Origin of the sequence: Mesorhizobium sp. WSM4884 (assembly GCF_029625675.1) — a bacterium.
Classification (GTDB): Bacteria; Pseudomonadota; Alphaproteobacteria; order Rhizobiales; family Rhizobiaceae; genus Mesorhizobium.
Genome location: NZ_JARTVO010000002.1, coordinates 128,271 through 146,290 on the forward strand (window position 1 = coordinate 128,271; position 18,020 = coordinate 146,290).

General features: G+C 62.7%; 14 protein-coding genes. 5 read left to right on the forward strand and 9 right to left on the reverse strand.

From position 1 onward, the window contains the following. Position 1: 1 nt before the first annotated feature. The 3 genes from P9236_RS03265 (at position 2) to P9236_RS03275 (ending at position 2,807) form a co-directional block, all read left to right on the forward strand. On the forward strand, positions 2-448 hold the full coding sequence (locus tag P9236_RS03265; RefSeq protein WP_278073163.1) for an RbsD/FucU domain-containing protein: 447 nt from the start codon (positions 2-4) through the stop codon (positions 446-448). Continuing rightward, a complete protein-coding gene (locus tag P9236_RS03270; RefSeq protein WP_278073164.1) occupies positions 445-1,368 on the forward strand; it encodes a carbohydrate kinase in 924 nt (307 codons plus the stop codon). The genes P9236_RS03265 and P9236_RS03270 overlap by 4 nt, the downstream gene beginning before the upstream one ends. Before the next feature lie 296 nt (positions 1,369-1,664). Further along, positions 1,665-2,807, forward strand: coding sequence for a DegT/DnrJ/EryC1/StrS aminotransferase family protein (locus P9236_RS03275; RefSeq protein WP_278073165.1), 1,143 nt, complete (start codon positions 1,665-1,667; stop codon positions 2,805-2,807). 307 nt (positions 2,808-3,114) lie between these two features. Here the strand turns inward: P9236_RS03275 and cysQ are convergent, their stop codons facing one another. Genes cysQ through cysD form a run of 3 tightly spaced genes read right to left on the reverse strand, consistent with a single transcriptional unit; the run spans position 3,115 to position 6,753 of the window. Further along, positions 3,115-3,897 (reverse strand): 3'(2'),5'-bisphosphate nucleotidase CysQ, encoded by a 783-nt coding sequence (gene cysQ / locus P9236_RS03280; RefSeq protein WP_278073531.1) that lies wholly within the window; start codon positions 3,895-3,897, stop codon positions 3,115-3,117. A 10-nt stretch (positions 3,898-3,907) separates the two neighbouring features. Next, positions 3,908-5,845, reverse strand: coding sequence for a sulfate adenylyltransferase subunit CysN (gene cysN, locus P9236_RS03285; protein ID WP_278073166.1), 1,938 nt, complete (start codon positions 5,843-5,845; stop codon positions 3,908-3,910). A 2-nt stretch (positions 5,846-5,847) separates the two neighbouring features. Continuing rightward, positions 5,848-6,753 carry a sulfate adenylyltransferase subunit CysD gene (gene cysD, locus P9236_RS03290; RefSeq protein WP_278073167.1) on the reverse strand — a complete coding sequence of 302 codons (906 nt, stop codon included), beginning with the start codon at positions 6,751-6,753 and terminating at the stop codon, positions 5,848-5,850. 448 nt (positions 6,754-7,201) lie between these two features. Between cysD and P9236_RS03295 the strand changes: the two genes are divergently transcribed. Both P9236_RS03295 and P9236_RS03300 read left to right on the forward strand, forming a co-directional pair. After that, positions 7,202-8,494, forward strand: a complete 1,293-nt coding sequence (locus P9236_RS03295; RefSeq protein ID WP_278073168.1) for an O-antigen ligase — start codon at positions 7,202-7,204, stop codon at positions 8,492-8,494. Next, positions 8,491-9,423 (forward strand): NAD-dependent epimerase/dehydratase family protein, encoded by a 933-nt coding sequence (locus P9236_RS03300; protein WP_278073169.1) that lies wholly within the window; start codon positions 8,491-8,493, stop codon positions 9,421-9,423. The genes P9236_RS03295 and P9236_RS03300 overlap by 4 nt, the downstream gene beginning before the upstream one ends. Here the strand turns inward: P9236_RS03300 and P9236_RS03305 are convergent. The 6 genes from P9236_RS03305 to P9236_RS03330 form a co-directional block, all read right to left on the reverse strand. Then, a complete protein-coding gene (locus P9236_RS03305; protein WP_278073532.1) occupies positions 9,411-9,905 on the reverse strand; it encodes a sugar transferase in 495 nt (164 codons plus the stop codon). The two genes, P9236_RS03300 and P9236_RS03305, sit on opposite strands and share 13 nt — an antisense overlap. A gap of 45 nt (positions 9,906-9,950) precedes the next feature. Next, the gene (locus P9236_RS03310; protein WP_278073170.1) at positions 9,951-10,883 is read right to left on the reverse strand and encodes a glycosyltransferase family 2 protein; all 933 of its coding nucleotides are present in this window, start codon (positions 10,881-10,883) and stop codon (positions 9,951-9,953) included. A gap of 65 nt (positions 10,884-10,948) precedes the next feature. Next, on the reverse strand, positions 10,949-12,973 hold the full coding sequence (locus P9236_RS03315) for a nucleoside-diphosphate sugar epimerase/dehydratase (RefSeq protein ID WP_278073171.1): 2,025 nt from the start codon (positions 12,971-12,973) through the stop codon (positions 10,949-10,951). 224 nt (positions 12,974-13,197) lie between these two features. Then, complete coding sequence (locus P9236_RS03320; RefSeq protein ID WP_278073172.1) at positions 13,198-14,316, reverse strand: glycosyltransferase; 1,119 nt, start codon at positions 14,314-14,316, stop codon at positions 13,198-13,200. Then, a complete protein-coding gene (locus P9236_RS03325) occupies positions 14,313-15,437 on the reverse strand; it encodes a glycosyltransferase family 1 protein (RefSeq protein ID WP_278073173.1) in 1,125 nt (374 codons plus the stop codon). The genes P9236_RS03320 and P9236_RS03325 overlap by 4 nt, the downstream gene beginning before the upstream one ends. A gap of 93 nt (positions 15,438-15,530) precedes the next feature. Continuing rightward, positions 15,531-18,002 (reverse strand): glycosyltransferase, encoded by a 2,472-nt coding sequence (locus P9236_RS03330; protein ID WP_278073174.1) that lies wholly within the window; start codon positions 18,000-18,002, stop codon positions 15,531-15,533. Positions 18,003-18,020 lie beyond the last annotated feature (18 nt).

Consider the following 18,020-nt stretch of genomic DNA (forward strand, 5'->3'; position numbering starts at 1 on the left):
CATGCTGATCGGCATCCCGCCGCTGCTCGGCCCGCAGCTTCTGGCGACGTTGAGAGCCATGGGCCATGGCGACGAGATCGCCATCGTCGACGGCAATTATCCCGCCGAGGAGCAGGCGCGCAGGCTGATCCGCGCCGATGGCCATCCCATCATTCCGGTGCTCGATGCCGTTTTGAGCGTGCTGCCCGTGGACGAGGCGGTGCCGGAGGCTTTGTTCCGCGCCTCGGTCAAAGGCGATCCGGCGCTTACCGATCCCGTGCATCACGAGATGGAAGCGGTCTGCGCCAAGCGCGCGCCAGGCCATAAGGTGATTGCGCTCGCCGGCGCCGACTTCTATGCACGCGTCAAGGCCGCGCATGCAATCGTCGCGACCAGCGAGCCCAGGCTTTACGCCAACATCATCATCCGCAAGGGCGTGATTTATCCGCCGGAGACCAAGACACAATGATCCTTTGCTGTGGCGAAGCCCTGATCGACATGCTGCCGCGCACCACGACGGAAGGCGAAGCTGCGTTTGCGCCTTACGTCGGCGGCGCGGTGTTCAACACGGCGATCGCGCTCGGCCGGCTGGGCGCCCCGGCAGGCTTCTTCTCCGGCCTCTCCTCCGACCTGTTCGGTGGCCAGCTCCGCGAGTCGCTCGGGGCGAGCAAGGTGAGCTCCACCTACGCGCACACCTCGCCAAGGCCGACGACGCTCGCCTTCGTGCGGCTAAACAACGGCCAGGCGACCTACACTTTCTATGACGAGAACACCGCCGGGCGCATGCTCACCATCGAGGATCTGCCGAAGCTCGGCGCAGAGATCGAGGCGATGCTATTCGGCGCCATCAGCCTGATCTCGGAACCCGCGGGATCCGCCTATGAGGAGTTCATGCGGCGCGAGCACGAGAGCCGGGTGATGATGCTCGACCCCAACATCAGGCCGAACTTCATTCCTGACAAGGCCAAGCATCTCAGACGCATTCGCGAGATGATGGCGATGGCTGACATCGTCAAACTGTCGGACGAGGACCTCAACTGGTTCGACGAGGCAGGCTCGCATGAGGACGTCGTACGCAACTGGCTGGACCGCGGGCCGAAGCTGATCGTCGTCACCCATGGCAGCGAAGGCGCCGTCGGTTACAGCAAGGAGCACAAGGTGACGGTGGTGCCGCAAAAGGTGAAGGTGGTCGACACGGTGGGCGCCGGCGACACCTTCAATGCCGGCATCCTCGCCTCGCTGCACGAGCAGGGCCTGCTCACCAAGGCGGCGATCGGCGGCCTCTCGGAGGAGGCCATCCGCAAGGCGCTGGAGCTTGGCGCCAAGGCGGCCGCGGTGACGGTATCGCGGGCCGGCGCCAACCCGCCCTGGCGGCACGAAATCGCCTGATTGACCGTCCGGCAGGCGCTGCCGACCGATCACTTTATGTTTCCAAAGGCCAAAACAGCGCGATAAAGGGTGCCGACAATACGCCTGGAAGCCCGGATTCCGGGCTTCCTCGGGCAATACGTCGGCAAAAGACGGTAACAGGCTGCGACACTTGCGCGATTTGCCCTGCCCACGGTCGACTTTCTCAGCCGTGCCAAGTCTGGTACCAGCGGGCCGGTTTACCGATTGGAGCGACGTGCGTCCATCCGGACGCACAAAGTACGCTCCAACACTTTCTGAAGCCATTTGAGGCCAACATGCAGTTCATCGATCTTGGCGCGCAGCGCGAACGAATCCGCGACCGGCTGAAGGCCGCGATCGACAAGGTGGTCGAAGACGGCCGTTACATCCTTGGCCCCCAGGTCACCGAGTTCGAGAACAAGCTCGCAGCTTATGTCGGCGTCAAGTATGTGGTGGCCTGCGCCAACGGCACCGATGCGCTGCTTCTGCCGCTGTTTGCCGCCGGTATCGGCCCTGGCGACGCGGTGTTCGTGCCGAGCTTCACCTTCGCCGCGACGGCCGAAGTGGTGGCGCTCGCCAAGGCGGAGCCTGTCTTCGTCGACGTCGATCCCGACACCTACAACATCGACATCGCCAGCCTCGAGGCGGCGATCGACATGATCAAGAAGGAAGGAAGGCTGAAGCCGAAGGCGATCATCCCGGTCGACCTGTTCGGGCTCTCCGCCGACTATAGGGCGATCATGGCGATCGCCAAGCGCGAGAACCTGCTGGTGATCGAGGACGCTGCCCAGTCGATGGGCGGCTCGGCCGACGGCACGATGTGCGGCGCCTTCGGCCATGTCGGCTCGACCAGCTTCTATCCGGCAAAGCCGCTCGGCTGCTACGGCGACGGCGGCGCGATGTTCACCAACGACGCTGCGCTGGCCGACAAGCTCAGATCCTTCGCCTTCCACGGCAAGGGCGAGACGCAATACGACAACGTCCGCGTCGGCATCAATTCGCGCCTCGACACGCTGCAGGCGGCGGTCCTGATCGAAAAGCTCGCCATCCTTGAGGAGGAGATGGTGGCCCGCCAGGTGGTGGCGCAGCGCTATGCGGAAGGGCTCGGCGACATCGTCAAGGCATCGCGCAACCTGGGCCACGGCCGCTCGGCCTGGGCGCAGTATGCCATCGAGACGACGAAGCGCGACGGGCTGAAAGCCCATCTTGGCGAGAAGGGCATCCCGTCGGTCATCTATTATGTGAAGCCGCTGCACGAGCAGGTCGCCTACAAGGATTATCCGCGCACGCCGACCGGCCTCGCCGTCTCGGAGGACCTGCCGAAGCGAATCCTCTGCCTGCCGATGCACGCTTATCTCAGTGAAGCCGACCAGGACCGCATCATCGAGACGATCCGCAACTACATCGGCTCGAACTCGGCGCATGTAGCGGCGGCTTAAACAGCACTTTCGTCATCCTCGGGCTTGCCGAGGATCCATGCCGTGACCTACGACGTCGAGCGCAACGGTGCAGATTCTGTAACCGCTGCAACGCTTTAGCGTAGCGGCATGGATCCTAAAGCATGTCTCCCGAAAGTGGGAACCGGTTTCGGGACAAAGACATGCGCAAAATCAAAAGCCTAAAGCGTACGGAGCGAATCCGAAGGATCGCGACGCGCTTTAGGGTCTGCGCGCGTCGCTGCGCTCCTTGCTCCGCCCTAGGATGACGACGTGATGGATTGGCGGCTGCCATTCACCAACCTTTATGTTATGCTGCGCCCTTGCCCATTGCAATAAAATGTGGGTTGGCGAAATCCGTGTCGCTGGCCTGATTGCGCTTGCCGTAGACGAGCGGCTGGCCGTCCAGAGTGCGGGTCATGCCGCCGGCGGCGCGAAGCACGGCGTCACCAGCCGCCGTGTCCCATTCCATGGTGCGGCCGAAGCGCGGATAGACGTCGGCCTCGGCGGCGGCGAGCAGGCAGAATTTCAGCGACGAGCCGATCGAGACGATCTCGGCGGCGCCGAGATCGCGGATGAAGGCATCCGTTTCCGGCGTGTTGTGCGAACGGCTGGCGACGACGGCGAGCGGCGAGCCCCCTTCCCGGACGGCAATCGGCCGGCGGCCGACGATACGATAGTCGCTGTCGATTTCGAGCGCTTCCGCCCTGCCCGGTCGTCCACTGAAGAAACGTCCGGTGCAAGGCGCGAAGACGACGCCGACCTCCGGCACGCCGTGGCGCACCAGCGCGATATTGACGGTGAAATCGGTACGGCGGTTGACGAATTCTTTGGTGCCGTCGAGAGGATCGATCAGGAAGAAGGCGCCGTCGAGGTCGGGCGTCGCGACGCCTGCCGCGACCTCTTCCTCGGCCACGCAAGGGATATCCGGATAAGCGGTGCGCAAGCCGGCCAGGATGATCTTTTCGCTTTCGCGATCGGCTTCGGTCACCGGTGAAGAGTCGGACTTGCTGTCGACGGCGCAGCCCTCGTGGAAGACCCGCATGACCTCGCGCCCGGCATCGAGCGCCAAGCGCTCGAAGACGCCGAGCATCGCCTCGTCGTCAGATACCGCCGCCATTGTCATACTGCTCTTCGGCAATGTCTCGCTCGGTCAGCCAGTGTTCCAGGGCTTCCGCCATCTCCTGCGGGGTCCTGCCGAGCGTCTTCAGGTGGATTTCGGGATTTTCCGGTGCCTCGTAAGGCGAATCGACGCCGGTGAAGTTCTTGATCTCGCCGCTCAATGCCCGCGCGTAAAGGCCCTTCGGGTCGCGGCGGGCGCATTCCTCGAACGGCGTGTCGACAAAGACCTCGACGAATTCACCCTCAGCCATCAGCTCGCGGGCCATGCGCCGCTCGGCGCTGAAGGGCGAGATGAAGGAGACGATGACGATCAGGCCGGCATCGGCCATCAGCTTCGCCACCTCGGCGACTCGGCGGATGTTTTCCACGCGGTCGGCGTCTGTGAAGCCGAGATCGCGGTTGAGGCCGTGGCGGACGTTGTCGCCGTCGAGGATATAAGTATGGCGCCCCGACGCGAACAGCTTCTTCTCGAACAGGTTGGCAATGGTCGACTTGCCCGAGCCGGAGAGGCCGGTGAACCAGAACACCGCCGGGCGCTGGTTCTTCAGGTCGGAGCGGCCGCGCTTGCCGACGTCGAGCGACTGCCAGTGGATGTTTTCGGCGCGGCGCAGCGAGTGCAGGATCATGCCGGCGCCAACGGTGGCGTTTGTAATGCGGTCGATGAGGATGAAGGCGCCGGTCGTGCGGTTCTCGGCGAAGGGATCGAAGGCGATCGGCGCTCGCGTCGAGAGGTTGCAGACGCCGACCTCGTTGAGGTCGAGCGACTTCGCCGCCTCGTGCGCGAAATCGTTGACATTGATCCGATATTTGAGGTCGGTGACGGTCGCGCTCACCTGATCGGTCTCCGTGCGCAAAATGTAGGACCGGCCGGGCAGCAGCGCCTGCTCATCGAACCAGACGATGTTGGCGGTGAACTGATCGGCGACCTGCGGACGCGCGGCGGGCGACACCAGCATGTTGCCGCGCGACACTTCGACCTCGTCCTCGAGCACGAGCGTTACGGCCTGGCCGGCGACGGCTTGCTCGAGGTCGCCGCCATGCGCGACGATGCGCTTGACGTGCGAGGCCCTGCCGGACTTGGCGACCACGACCTCGTCGCCCTGCGAAACCGTGCCCGAGGCGATGGTGCCGGCAAAGCCGCGGAAATCGAGATTCGGGCGGTTCACATACTGGACGGGAAAGCGGAACGGCAGCTCGACGGCGGCCTCGTCGACCGACACGTTCTCCAGATGCTCGATCAGCGACGGCCCGGAATACCAGGGCGTGCGCTCGGAACGGCTGGTGACATTGTCGCCGAAACGCGCCGACATCGGGATCGGCACGACGCTGGTGAAGCCGAGTCCCCGCGCAAACTCGCCGTAGTCGGCGACGATCCGGTCGAAGACAGTCTCGTCGAAGCCGACGAGGTCGATCTTGTTGACGGCAAGCACGATGTGGCGAATGCCGAGCAGCGAGGCGATAATGGAATGACGCCGGGTCTGGCGCAGCACGCCCTGGCGCGCATCGATGAGCACGATGGCAAGATCGGCGGTCGATGCCCCCGTCGCCATGTTGCGCGTATACTGCTCGTGGCCAGGCGTGTCGGCGACGATGAACTTGCGCTTCGGCGTGGCGAAGAAGCGATAGGCGACGTCAATGGTGATGCCCTGCTCGCGCTCGGCTTCAAGCCCGTCGACCAAAAGCGCGAAGTCGACGTCGTCGCCGGTGGTGCCATGCTTGCGCGAATCGCGCTCTAGCGCCGCGAGCTGGTCCTCGAATATCTGCTTGGTGTCGGAAAGCAGCCGGCCGATCAGCGTCGATTTGCCGTCGTCGACCGAGCCGCAGGTGAGGAAACGCAATAGCGACTTCTTTTCCTGCGCGGCCATGTAGTCGCGGATGGAGTCGGTGGGGGCGAGGCTCTTGGCCATGATGTGGCGCATGCTCAGAAGTACCCCTCGCGCTTCTTTTTTTCCATGGAGCCTGCCTCGTCGCGGTCGATGAGGCGGCCCTGGCGCTCGGACGTGCGGGCGGTCAGCATCTCGCCGACGATGGCCTCGAGCGTGTCGGCATCCGATTCGATGGCGCCAGTCAGCGGGTAGCAGCCCAGCGTGCGGAAGCGCACGAGACGGTTCTCCACTGTCTCGCCGGGACGCAGTTGCATGCGATCGTCGTCCTTGAGGATGAGCATGCCGTCGCGCTCGACCACCGGCCGCGCTTTAGCGAAATAGAGCGGCACGATCGGGATATTCTCCTGCAAAATGTACTGCCAGATGTCGAGTTCGGTCCAGTTCGACAGCGGGAAGACGCGGATCGACTCGCCCGGTGCGATGCGGGTGTTGAAGATCTTCCACATTTCCGGCCGCTGGTTCTTCGGGTCCCAGGCATGCTGGGCGTTGCGGAAGGAGAAGATGCGCTCCTTGGCGCGCGACTTCTCCTCGTCGCGACGGGCACCGCCAAAGGCGGCGTCGAAGCCGTATTTGTCGAGCGCCTGGCGCAGCGCCACCGTCTTCATCACATGGGTGTGCGTATTGGAGCCGTGGTCGAAGGGATTGATGTTGTCGCGCACGCCGTCTTCGTTGACATGGACGAGCAGGTCGAAGCCAAGCTTCTGCGCCATCTGGTCACGAAAGGCGATCATCTCGCGGAACTTCCAGGTCGTGTCGACATGGAGGAACGGAAATGGTGGCTTGGCCGGATAGAAAGCCTTCATCGCCAGATGCATCAGCACCGAGGAATCCTTGCCGACCGAATAGAGCATCACCGGCTTGGAGAAAGAGGCCGCAACCTCACGGAAGATGTGGATGGATTCGGCCTCGAGCCGCTGCAGATGGGTGAGCGCGATGTTCATGGCTTATTGTGCGTTCTTTCGTGCCGGCCAGAACCTTGCAGCAGGCGATTGGCGCGGTTTCCCCTCGAACAGCCCGTCAAGTCCTGGACACTTCTTGCCGGCGTTCTAGCAGATCGCCATCGTCGATAACAATGCAAGACACGCGCGGCGCGGCGCGGTCCGCGAATGAATTTTCCAAGCGATCCCAATAAAGCAGAAAATCCTCCCATGCATATAGGCCAATTGAAAGGCGATAAAAAAGCTATTGCCTGGACCAGGCAGGCTGACCTTCAAAGGCTTCATCCGCGCCGACGATTTTTGGCTGAACATCCTTCGGCCGCCCTATCGGAGATGAAGGCCAACCGCTATACCGGCGCGGGAGACGGGGCGAGGCGCGACAGAACGGGGTCGAGGGCAACTGCCACCGCCCTGAATCCGCGCACAACCTGGAAGATTGCGAAGCAAGGCATTGAACCCGTTTACGTCGCTCAGGCGCCACCTCACGCCGACACAGATCAACATCTACTTCTCGATCGTCTGCTTCTTCTCGCCGCCAGTGCTTGGATCGGTGGTAAGCTTCGTCTTCAATGGCGGCGCGCTATGGTCGGTGTTTCTGATCGCCACCGGACGGCGGCGATTCAACATCGACCGGCCTATGCTTGCCATGACGGTTGCGATCTGTGCCTATTGCGCGGCCGTGGTGCTGGCTTCGATCGTCAACGGCGCGCTCGGAGCGGATCTGAAATACTTCCTGCCGCTGATCACCTTTCTGTTCTTCCCGATCTCCTATTCGACCTGGAGCATCACGGAGAAGATCACCCTTGCTCGCATAGCCGTGCTGGCAAGTGCCGCGGCATGTTGCGGCGCGCTGGCCATTGCCATCGTCCAGTACCACTGGATCGGCACCAGGGCCGAAGGCGGCGCCGGGAATGCGATCGTGTTCGCGACGGTAACCTGCCTTGCCGCCATGATGTGCCTTGCCGGCGCGCTCTCAGGGATCGTGAAGGGCTGGAAGCCGCTGGCAGGCTCGGCGCTCGCCGGAGTGCTGGCGATCCTTCTTTCGGGGTCGCGCATCATCTGGCTTGCCCTGCCGATCGCCGCCATCGCCGTCGTCCTGATCAACCGGCACAGGTTCGCCAGCGCCAATCTGATGCGTCTGGCGCTGATCGCGGGCGCGGCCTGCCTGCTGATTGCGGCCATCGGCTTCCCCGTCATCATGGACCGCACCGACTTCCTGTTCAGCGACTGGGACGCGCTCGCCACCAAGGGCGATCACTCGACGGCGATCGGCCTGCGCGTTGCAATGTGGGAGATCGGCGTCGGCGCATTTCGCGAGATGCCGATTTTCGGCCACGGCATCTCGGGCAGCCGGGTGCTGATGAAACAGGGGTTTCACGATCAATTCGGCATGACCGCAGGTTACAACCACTATCACGACGGCTTTCTGACCGCGGCGGTGCAGGCCGGTTTGTTGGGGGCGCTGTCCCTCGCGGCCATATTCGTGGTCGCAGCCCGGAATGCGGCAAAAACGCTGCGCCTCAGCGCCGACCCGGCGGAACGGTTCGGCGCAACGATGATTATCGTCACGGTCATCACCTATCTCATCGGTGGCCTGACCGGCATCCTGGTCGGCCAGGACCTTCTCGATTCGACGCTGATGGTGTTCCTGGTTTCCGGAACCTACCTGGCCTGCGGACGAACGGTGTCGCCGATCGGCGAGAGCGCCGCCGCCACTCCATCGGCCGCCGGCCAGCGATCATGAAGGTGCTGGTCACCGGTGCGACCGGGCTGATCGGACGCCAGGTGATCGACCGGCTGCGCCAGGCCAGATTCGACATACGCATCGTTTCCCGCCAGCCAGAAAGACTACCGGCTGCCGGCGATGCGCTTCCGCTGCCCGGAACGGATGCACCGGACGCGGCCTTCCTGGCGCTGATGCGCGATGTGAGCCACGTCGTCCACTGCGCGGCGCTGAACAGCGACCGGGACGCCGCCGAAGCCGACTATCGTGCCGCCAATGCGACGCTGACCGGGCGGCTGGCCAAGGCAGCGGCCGCATCAACCGGCGTGCGCTTCATCTATCTTTCCTCGATCAGGGCCGTAGCCGGTCCCGGCTTCAGCGGCACGATCGATGAGGCGACGCCCCCTGCTCCGCAATGCGTCTATGGCCGCTCCAAGCGCGAAGGCGAGATCGGGATGATCGAGGCTTACGCCGGACGCCCCGATGCCACGGCGCTGCGCCTGCCGCCCGTCTACGGCGAAGGCATGAAAGGCAACTTGGCGGCGCTGATGCGGCTTGCGGACACGGGCCTGCCGCTGCCGGCCGGCGCGCTTGCGGGTGTGCGTTCGCTGATCGCGTCCGAGTCGGCCGCGGGCGCGGTGCTGCATCTTCTGAACCACCGGGGGCCGCTGCGCCCGGCCTATGTCGCGGGCAATGCTGCCCCTCTGGCGATGTCGCAAATCATCACCGCGTTCCGGCAGGGTTTCGGCCGCCCGCAGCGCCTTGTTCCGGTGCCGGCGCTGCCTCTCCGGATGGCGGCGACGCTGCTTGGCAGGCAGGCGTCGTGGCGGGCCTTGACTGCGACCCAGATCTGCGATCCGTCGCTGCTTGTGTCGGATGGCTGGACGGCGGAAACCGATACAGCCGACCGGCTTCGCGAATTGGCGCGACAGGCCAGTCAGGCCCGGTAGAACGTGCCAATAAGGATTTTGACGTCGAGGCCGATCGAGGCGGCCTTCAGATAGGCCGCGTCGGTCTCGGCGCAGAGTTTTGGGTCGGACATGTCGATGCCCTTGATCTGCGCCAGCCCGGTGATGCCCGGAAGTGCCGCCAGCACGCCCAGCCGCTGGCGGTGCCCGATCAGGTCCGTTTGCGTCGGCAGGCATGGCCGGGGGCCGACGAGGCTCATCTCGCCCTTGAGCACGTTCCAGAGCTGCGGCAGTTCGTCGATCTTGGTCCGGCGCAGCAGCTTGCCGACCCCGGTGACCGAACTGGCCGGCGCCTCATGCGTGGGCAAGGACGGGGTATCGCGATGCATGGTGCGCAGCTTGTGGCAGGCAAAGACGGAGCCTGCCCGCCCCACGCGCGGCTGCGAGAAGATGGCCGGCCCGGGCGATGTCGCCTTGATCGCCAGCATGGCGATGAGCATGATAGGCGAGGTCGCCGCCAGCATCACGGCCGCGACAGTCAGGTCGAAAGCCCGCTTTGCCGTCACGAGTCAGATCCGGCGCCAAAGGAAGGCGAGGTAGAGCCCGAGCGTTCCCATGAGGGTCTGCCGATAGACACCGCTTTTGCCGAGCAGGCTGAAGCGCCTGAAAGTGCTGCCCTTGCGCGCCCTGATGAACAGGCGAAGGCAAAGCGCCGCATCGCGCGCGATGAGGTCGCGGTTGACGGCAAGGCCCCTGAGATTGCTGTCGGTCCAGGTGGAGAACTGGCCCTTGAACAGACGTCCGAGCCTCGAAAACCTCGCCTTCCACGAGACATTGGCGCCGACGAGGTTTGTTGCGTGCTGGCGGTATCTGACCAGCGGCCGCGGCTCGTAGCGAACCTTGCCGCCGGCGGCGGTGACGATGAGATAGGCCCACCAGTCATGGCTGACGAATTCGGTTCTTGCCGACGCCTTGGCCAGAAGGTCGCGCGCCGCGCGGTTGAACAGCATGGTGTTGCCGCCGGCGATGCTTTGCACCAACGCATTGGGGAAAGACGGCGGGCGGCGGAACAGCGGCGAAAAGCCGACCGCGACGCCGGCTTCCGAAATGGTCGCCGTCCGCGAGCAGAACAGGAGCGGCGTTTCGATGTCCTGCCCCGCCATCCAGCGGATGGCGCTTTCCAGCCGGTCCGGCTCCCAGACATCGTCCTGGTCGCAAAAGGCGTAGTAGTCGGCATCGATGCGCGGATCGATGATCATCGAGCGGAAATTGGCGGCGAAGCCCTTTTGCGGACCCTCCACCACGGTTAGGGAGCCCTTGTTCCAGCGGGACCGCCACGCCTCGACGATTGCGAGCGTGCCATCCGTCGAGCCGTCGTCGGAAATCCAGAGATCGACGCGAGGCCAGGATTGCGCGAGCAAGGAATCCAACTGCTCTCCGATATATGCCGCGCCATCCTTCGTGCCCATCAGAACGGCCACGCGCTGATTTTTTCCGGTCACGGCCTCAGAACCTGCAGGGCATTCGAATGGGCTTCAATGGCCAATCATGAGCGGACAGCACAGGTCTAACCGACCTGTCCGGCCGTTTTCGGCACAGCGTGATCGCGCGGCGCGCCGCCAATGTCCTCCTCCGCCCGGTCGAGCCCGGCCAGGATCGCAAGCGCGGCGGCCTTGTCCCGGTCGTGCATGGCGGCCACCAGCGCCGGCAGCGCGGCCTCGATGCTCGCCCATGCCACGACGTCGGTCCTGAGGCCGAAGATCTTGGCGGTGTCGAGCTTGACGACCTCCTCGTTCTCGCCATGCAGCGTCTCGTGCAGCTTCTCGCCAGGCCTGATGCCCGTGAAGCGAATCGGAATGTCGGTGTAGGGGCTCTTGCCGGCCATGCGGATCATGGTTTCGGCGACTTCGAGGATCGGCACGGGCTTGCCCATGTCGAGCATGTAGATGGCGTAGTCGTCGCTGCCCTGGCGCTGCCCGGCATCGGCGGCCGACATGATGACGAGGTCGACCGCCTCGGCAACCGTCATGAAATAGCGTGTCATGCGCCGGTCGGTGATGGTGACCGGCCCGCCGGCCTCGATCTGCGCCTGGAAGATGGTCGCCACCGAGCCGTTGGAGCCAAAGACATTGCCGAAGCGCACGGCGATGAATTTGGTGCCGGGACGATGCGCGCCGGCCTGGTGGCCGTTCAGCCCGCCGGCATGGAACGGCGCGGCGTGGGTTTCATGCAGCGAGGAAACGATCTGCTCGGCCGCGCGCTTGGTGACGCCGAGCACCGAAGTCGGGTCGACCGCCTTGTCGCTGGAAATCAGCAGGAACTGCGGCACGCCGCATTCGGCGGCGACCTCGGCGCAGGCGAGCGTGCCGAAGACATTGGTCTCGATCGCCGCTTCCCAGTTCTCCTCCAAGAGCGGCACGTGCTTCAGCGCCGCGGCATGAAAGATGATCGAGGGTTTGAACTCGCTGACGAGGCGCCTCATGTGCGGCCTGTCGGTGACGTCGACGATGCGGCTGGTCAGCCGGTCGCGGTCGTTCTCGTCGATCATCTGATCGAGCTGGAAAATGCCGAACTCGGAATTGTCGGCCACCAGCACTGCCTCGGCGCCGAGCTCCAGCGCACGCTTGACCAGGATGCGGCCGATGGAGCCGGCGCCGCCGGTGACCAGCACGCGCTTGCTGCCGACGAAGGCGCCGATGCGCGCCGTATCGGTGGCGACCGCCGAGCGGCGCATGATGGTTTCCATCTCGACGGCATCGAGTACCAGTCTGCCGCCCTGCCCCAGCTCGGAAAGGCCGGAAAACTGGACGACGGCGATGCCGCTGTGGCGGGCGACGCGCACTAGCTCGGCATAGTCCTCGATCTCGCGCTCGACCCCGTTGCCGAAGATCAGCAGGTCGAGGTTTTCCGTGCCCTTGACATATTCCTCCAGCACCTCGACCAGGCGCGGCCTGAGCGCCACGACCGGAACGCCCTGGATCTGGGTGCCGAGCGGCGCGTCGCTCTCGGTCGCCATGATGCCGGCGATGGCGTATTCGGCCGGCACGGACGTGCGCGTGAAGCGCACGATCACGTCGGCCTCGCTCAACCGGCCGATGAACAGCGCCTGCTTGATCGAAGGGTCGCTGGCGGCGCGGCGCAGGATGCGCCAGGACGCGCCGTCGCGAAGGAAGCGATAATAGAGCCTGGGCGCCGAAATGATGGTGAAGGAAACCAGGAAGAAGACGATGAACTGGCGCTCGTTGAGGCCGGAGACCGGCTGATAGAAGGAACGGAAGGCGACCGCGGCCAGATAGAGGACCACCGTCAGGCTGCCGCAACCCTTCAGGATGTTGAAGAAGTCGGGCGTGGAGGCAAAGCGCCAGACGGTGCTGTAGAGGCCGCTCGTGCGGAACAACAGATGGGCGGCAAGCACGATGACCGCCCAGCAGACCAGCCCGCCAGGGGAGAACGCATCGAAGGAAAGCCGCGACTGCGAGAGCGTGAGGCTGAGCGCCACCGCGATCAGGACCATGACGAGGTCCTGAACCATGATGATGGCGCGCCGCATCTTCGGTCGGATTCCCGATACGGCTTCTACGTAGGCGGTCATTGGGTAGTACTGAACTCCAGGCGCGGGAATACTATCAGAGCGGCGCAGGACCGACCATTGTCCGCAGCCACTTTGGATTGCAAATCCCCGACCCCGTCACCCGACTATCGCATTAGCGCGGAGTTGGGGGGACCGCCAGATGTTTTTGGACTCCATCGGCTATAAGACAGTAAAATTATAGACTTCTAATGGAGGCCAGGTAGCAGGAGCTCGGCCCCTGCTGTTTAGCCGTTGCGACCCACGAGTTGACGGTAGAGCTCGGCGTAGGATTTGCCCATCCTGTCGGCGGTGAACAAGCGCAGGTACCGGTCGCGCGCCGCCCGCCCCCAGTTCGCCGCCTCAGCCGGCGAATCGACCAGTCGGTTGATTGCATCGGCAAGCCGCATCGGGTCCGACGGGGGAACGACGAGCCCGGTCTGGCCGGCTTTGTTGACATAGCTTGTGCCCGTTCCGATTTCGCAAGAAATCAACGGTTTGCCGCACATGGCCGCCTCGACCAGCGAAAGACCGTAGGCTTCCGATCTCTGGTTCGAAGGAAAAACGAAGCCGAGGCAGTTGCGAAGCAGAGCGATCTTGCGTGGTTCGGCTGTCTCGCCAACAAAAAGCACGTTGTCGAGGCGCAGTGTCTTGGCCTGTTGCCTGAGTTCCCGCTCGACTGGCCCCGACCCGGCGATGACGATCTTGCACCGTGCCTGGGAGGCTGCCCGGATCAGGACATCCAGCCCCTTGTAGTAACGCAGCACACCTACGAACAGCACGAACGGCTCCGGGACCGTCGATCGGCACCAATTGTCGTCGGCCTCGCCGGGCGGGGGATAGGCGCCTTCGTCGATGCCAATGGGAATCACTTTCGATTTGGCCTTGAAGGCTCTCAGAACAGGGCTCGACTCCAGATAGTTCGGCGAAGTCGCCACGATCGCATCGACATCCCCCAGGAAGCGCATCATCAAAGGCCGGTAGAAAGGCAGGATGAGCCTCTGCTTGACGATGTCGGAATGATAGGTGACGACGGCCGGCTTGCCGTGACGGGATTGGAAATGCACCATATCCATGACCGGCCATGGAAAGTGGTAGTGGACCAGGTCGACTTGCCGGGCGAGCGCACCGAACTTGCGAAAGACCTCACGCGAAAATCCGGTCGATGCCAGCTCGAAATCCAGCCTGGCTTTCCGGGCCATGTGATCGTCAAGGCGTTGAGTGTTTTCTTCTGGAGCACGGCTCAGCGACAGCACTTCGGTTTCTACGCCATGAGCGGCCGTGCTTCGAGCGATGGCATGGATGGTACGCTCCACGCCGCCGAAGGTATCGGGCCAGTACGTCTTGAAAAAATGCAGGACTTTCAAGCGCGGAACTTTCGTCTTAGCCGGATGGCCTGCTCGAAGATCTGCAGCATGCCCCCGGCGTGATTCTCCCATGTGAAGCGTTCCGCATTTTGGCGAGCCCCTGCGGCGAGCTTCTGGCGCAATCGCGCATCGAGGCAAAGCTGGCCGAGCGCGCCGGCGATCGCCTCGGGGTCGTGCGGGTCGACCAGGACAGCGCTGTCTCCGGCGACTTCCGGCATGGACGAGGTGTTCGACGTCAGCACGGGTTTACCGAAAGACTGCGCCTCGACAATCGGAAAGCCGAACCCCTCATAAAAGGACGGCATCGCCAAAAAAAGACAGTTCGCATAAAGCGTTGCGAGCATCCGGTCGTCGACGAACCCGGTGAAGATGACGTTTTGCCCAAGCCCGCCGCGGCGAACGTCCTCGGCCAGGCTTGTCTGCTTCCAGCCGCTGCCACCGACTATCACCAGATCGCAGCCCGACCGGGTGCTCGCCGGCAGGAGGCCATAGGCCCTTATCAAGTTGCCCAGATTCTTTCTCGGTTCGAGCGTGCCGACGAACAGGGCGTAAGGCCTGGTGATGCCGAGAGGTTCGAGATCGGAAAAACCACCCGGCGGAGGAAGGGCAGTCGTACCGGGAGCGACGGTCCGGATCGGCGCTTTTAGCCACGAAAACTCCGTCTTCAAGGCGGCTGCCGTTGCGCCCGAATCGGCGGCCACGATATCGGCCCTTCGCAATGCGGGTTTCATCAGGAGACGCTCTCCGACCAAGGTCCGCAAACGCATGGTTTCGGGCGCGTGCACCCAGACGAGATCGTGGATCGTGACCACCCGCGCGATACGATCGTCCAGAAAGAGCGGCAGGCGGTGGGACGGCCCCCAGAACACCTCGACCTTGTCGCGCGCGACCCAGAAAGGCAGCATGGCCTGCCCCCACAGCGCTCGCGCAGGAAGGGCGTGAAATGTGCCGGTCCGCAGGGTTACGCCAGTGGGCAGCTCGTAATTGGCGTTGATCTTTGCCGGAGCGTAAACGTGAACCTCGGCGCCCAGCGCCGCAAGCGCCTTGACCGACTTGTGGACGAATCGGCCGATCCCGTCCGTGGCCGATAAGAGGTTCCTGCCGTCGATTCCGATTTTCAAGGGCGGCTCCGGGATTCGATCCCTTTTAGTTGGACCGAAGGACTATAATTGGCTGGATATACCAACGGCGGTCGTTTGCGAGAGGAAACTTGGCTAGCGCCTGAACAACTCAGACAGTCCGTACTTGAAGTTATCATAGGCGAATTTCCTAGACGCAGTTTCCTGGGCGTCTTTTTGCCGTAGCACTGCCGAGGCGCGGTCTTCGAGGATCGACATCACTTGGTCCGCGAACCCCTCGCAGTCGCCGACTTCGACCAGATCCAGGCAAGCAGATGCTTCTCCGAGCTCCAATGTAATGAGTGGGATATTCGTCGCTACGACCGGCACGTCCAGATGTAGTGCCTCCGTTATCTGGGTCGGGAAATTTCCTTCCATTTCAGACGTGAACAGCAGGCAGAGCGCATTCTTGTACAGATATCCGAGCTCCGCGTCCGTCAGCTCCGACAACGAGACCAGATGCTCTTCCGCCCCGGCCGCCGACTTGCCTGTCAACGGGGTGGTCAATACACCAACGAGCTGCTCCTTGTTCCCCGCTTCTTCAAGTCGTTTGTTTACGATCGCCACCGTCCTTGCGAAGTCTGCCAGCCGCTTCGAGGGTCGGTCCCTCGTGGGATAAAATGCGTAATATCTTGGCAGTGCCCTGAGCCGGCCGGAGGCCTCTGCATTGCCTGGGCTGCCATTCAGATACGGCAGGGGAACGTGCACGATGTCTTCCGGGCGTGCGGCCAACGTGGTCTTCGGCAGATACGACGCCGTGAACGCGGAGTTCGTCAGAATGCGACGCGCCTTGGCGACCATCTTCCTGCCGATCATGGCCGCCTGCCGTGTAGCGCCCATCTCTATCGAGCCTTTGTAGAAATGAGGCATATAGTCAGGAAGATACAAGACGACGTTCTTGCCCTCCAGGTGGGCAAGCTCAGGAAACATATAGTAGTGTGATATCAGCACATGATCGATGTTCGAGTCTGCATTTATCAGATCGACATAATCCGCACGTGGCGTGGCGCCGTTCGCGAGTTTGAAATTATCGACCTGTTGCTCCACTCTGCGCAATGCCTTGAAAATTGCCGCCGCAGCTGTCGTCGCCAGCGCCCGGGGAATGTTCCTCATATCTCTTGTACGGCAAACGTTCTTGAGATGGTCGATATTCGCTGAAAATGGTCGCGTCCGAGCAATCTGGCGAAGGCGTTCTATCGCCGACATCGCCCGGCTTCCGGCGAGAACTTCCTTATCGATTACCATGATTTTCAGGTTGCGGCCTGCGGCGGAATTGAGAAAGCCGTGGATTCGGCCGACGTCTTCTTTCCGGCTCGTGACGACGACCTTGAATCCGAGGTCGGCCAGTGCGCGAATGACTTGCCGGATGACCCGCGCGATTCCCTCTGCACAGTGGTATTCGCCGTTTTGGTGAACGACGAGCGGTCCAAAGCCATGGAAGGCTACAAGAACGGTTTCGGCCGCCGGCGCCTCTATCTTTACTGTTGGCGTATAAATCAACTCAGGCGCTTTGTTCGTTCCCTCTTCGCCGAGTGCCCTTGTTATGGCGTCGTCGAATATGGGCCACACATATTCCGGCTGGTACAGTTTCCGGACCTCGGCCTGGCTTTCGATGAGTTCGCGCGACAAAGCACGGTCGCCCTTCCGCAACTGCTCCGATCGCTTCACCAGCTCTTCGATGCTGTCGGCCCTGCCGGGTGCCCCGGCGGGAAAATACCGGCAAAGCAAAGACCCTTTTTGAAACAGCACAGGACCGCCAAGCGTCATGAACTCTATCGGCGGTAGATAGCAAACGGTCGGCTCTTCATAGTGATACGCAAATCCGCGCATCTGGGTTAACCGTCTGATGAACTCGGATCGTTCGACCGTGCCTATCACCCGCTCATCGCGGACTGGCACGTTCTGCGCGCCGAAAATCCTGTAACCTTTCGCGGGAAAATAGCGCCTCAGGTAGCGGTAATTGGTGGCGTAGTAAGGAATGTCCGCAACTCTCGGGCAGAGCAATCCTAGCTCCGGCACCGATGCTCCGATATCCCACGTGTCTCGCAGATCGACGACGTCCTGAGTGAGGCAGTAGGGAACGATCATCATGCGTGATCGCAGCCAGTCGTCCTCTATATCCGTCACCTTTTCCGAATGCGGCAAGAACCAAAAATCGTTCCGCTCGGTGACAAGCGGCAGCGCTCCCAAATTGGCCAGTTCATCCGACAGACTGTGAGGCTGGCCATATGTGCGATAGATGACCCGGCCATGATAGGCTTTCAGGAAATGGCCCAGCCATAACGGGTTGATCGTTACAACCGCGGCGTCGAAATATGCATTCAGAACTTCCGCTGCTGCCGGCGGAATCTCATCATAAAAGAAGTTGGTCCTTGCCAGGATCTCCAGAGCCTCTTTCGGCAGACTGGAGTCGGGCGCAACCCAATCGTAGACGGCGGACTGATCGTAGACGTCGCTCAGATAAGGTGGATTGAACACCTCGTAGCCAAGCTCTCGCAAGCGGGGGAGTTCGGTTTGCGAGAGCACTTTGTGCATGCCCAGCCAGAAAATTCGCTTCTTATTGATCATTCCGCTTTCCGGCTCTCC

Coding starts and splice junctions, on each gene's coding strand:
- P9236_RS03305 (WP_278073532.1), bottom strand. CDS start 9,905: ATGCTGGCGGCGACCTCGCCTATCATGCTCATCGCCATGCTGGCGATC.
- P9236_RS03265 (WP_278073163.1), top strand. CDS start 2: ATGCTGATCGGCATCCCGCCGCTGCTCGGCCCGCAGCTTCTGGCGACG.
- P9236_RS03315 (WP_278073171.1), bottom strand. CDS start 12,973: ATGACCGCCTACGTAGAAGCCGTATCGGGAATCCGACCGAAGATGCGG.
- P9236_RS03300 (WP_278073169.1), top strand. CDS start 8,491: ATGAAGGTGCTGGTCACCGGTGCGACCGGGCTGATCGGACGCCAGGTG.
- cysQ (WP_278073531.1), bottom strand. CDS start 3,897: ATGCTCGGCGTCTTCGAGCGCTTGGCGCTCGATGCCGGGCGCGAGGTC.
- P9236_RS03330 (WP_278073174.1), bottom strand. CDS start 18,002: ATGATCAATAAGAAGCGAATTTTCTGGCTGGGCATGCACAAAGTGCTC.
- cysN (WP_278073166.1), bottom strand. CDS start 5,845: ATGCGCCACATCATGGCCAAGAGCCTCGCCCCCACCGACTCCATCCGC.
- P9236_RS03270 (WP_278073164.1), top strand. CDS start 445: ATGATCCTTTGCTGTGGCGAAGCCCTGATCGACATGCTGCCGCGCACC.
- P9236_RS03275 (WP_278073165.1), top strand. CDS start 1,665: ATGCAGTTCATCGATCTTGGCGCGCAGCGCGAACGAATCCGCGACCGG.
- cysD (WP_278073167.1), bottom strand. CDS start 6,753: ATGAACATCGCGCTCACCCATCTGCAGCGGCTCGAGGCCGAATCCATC.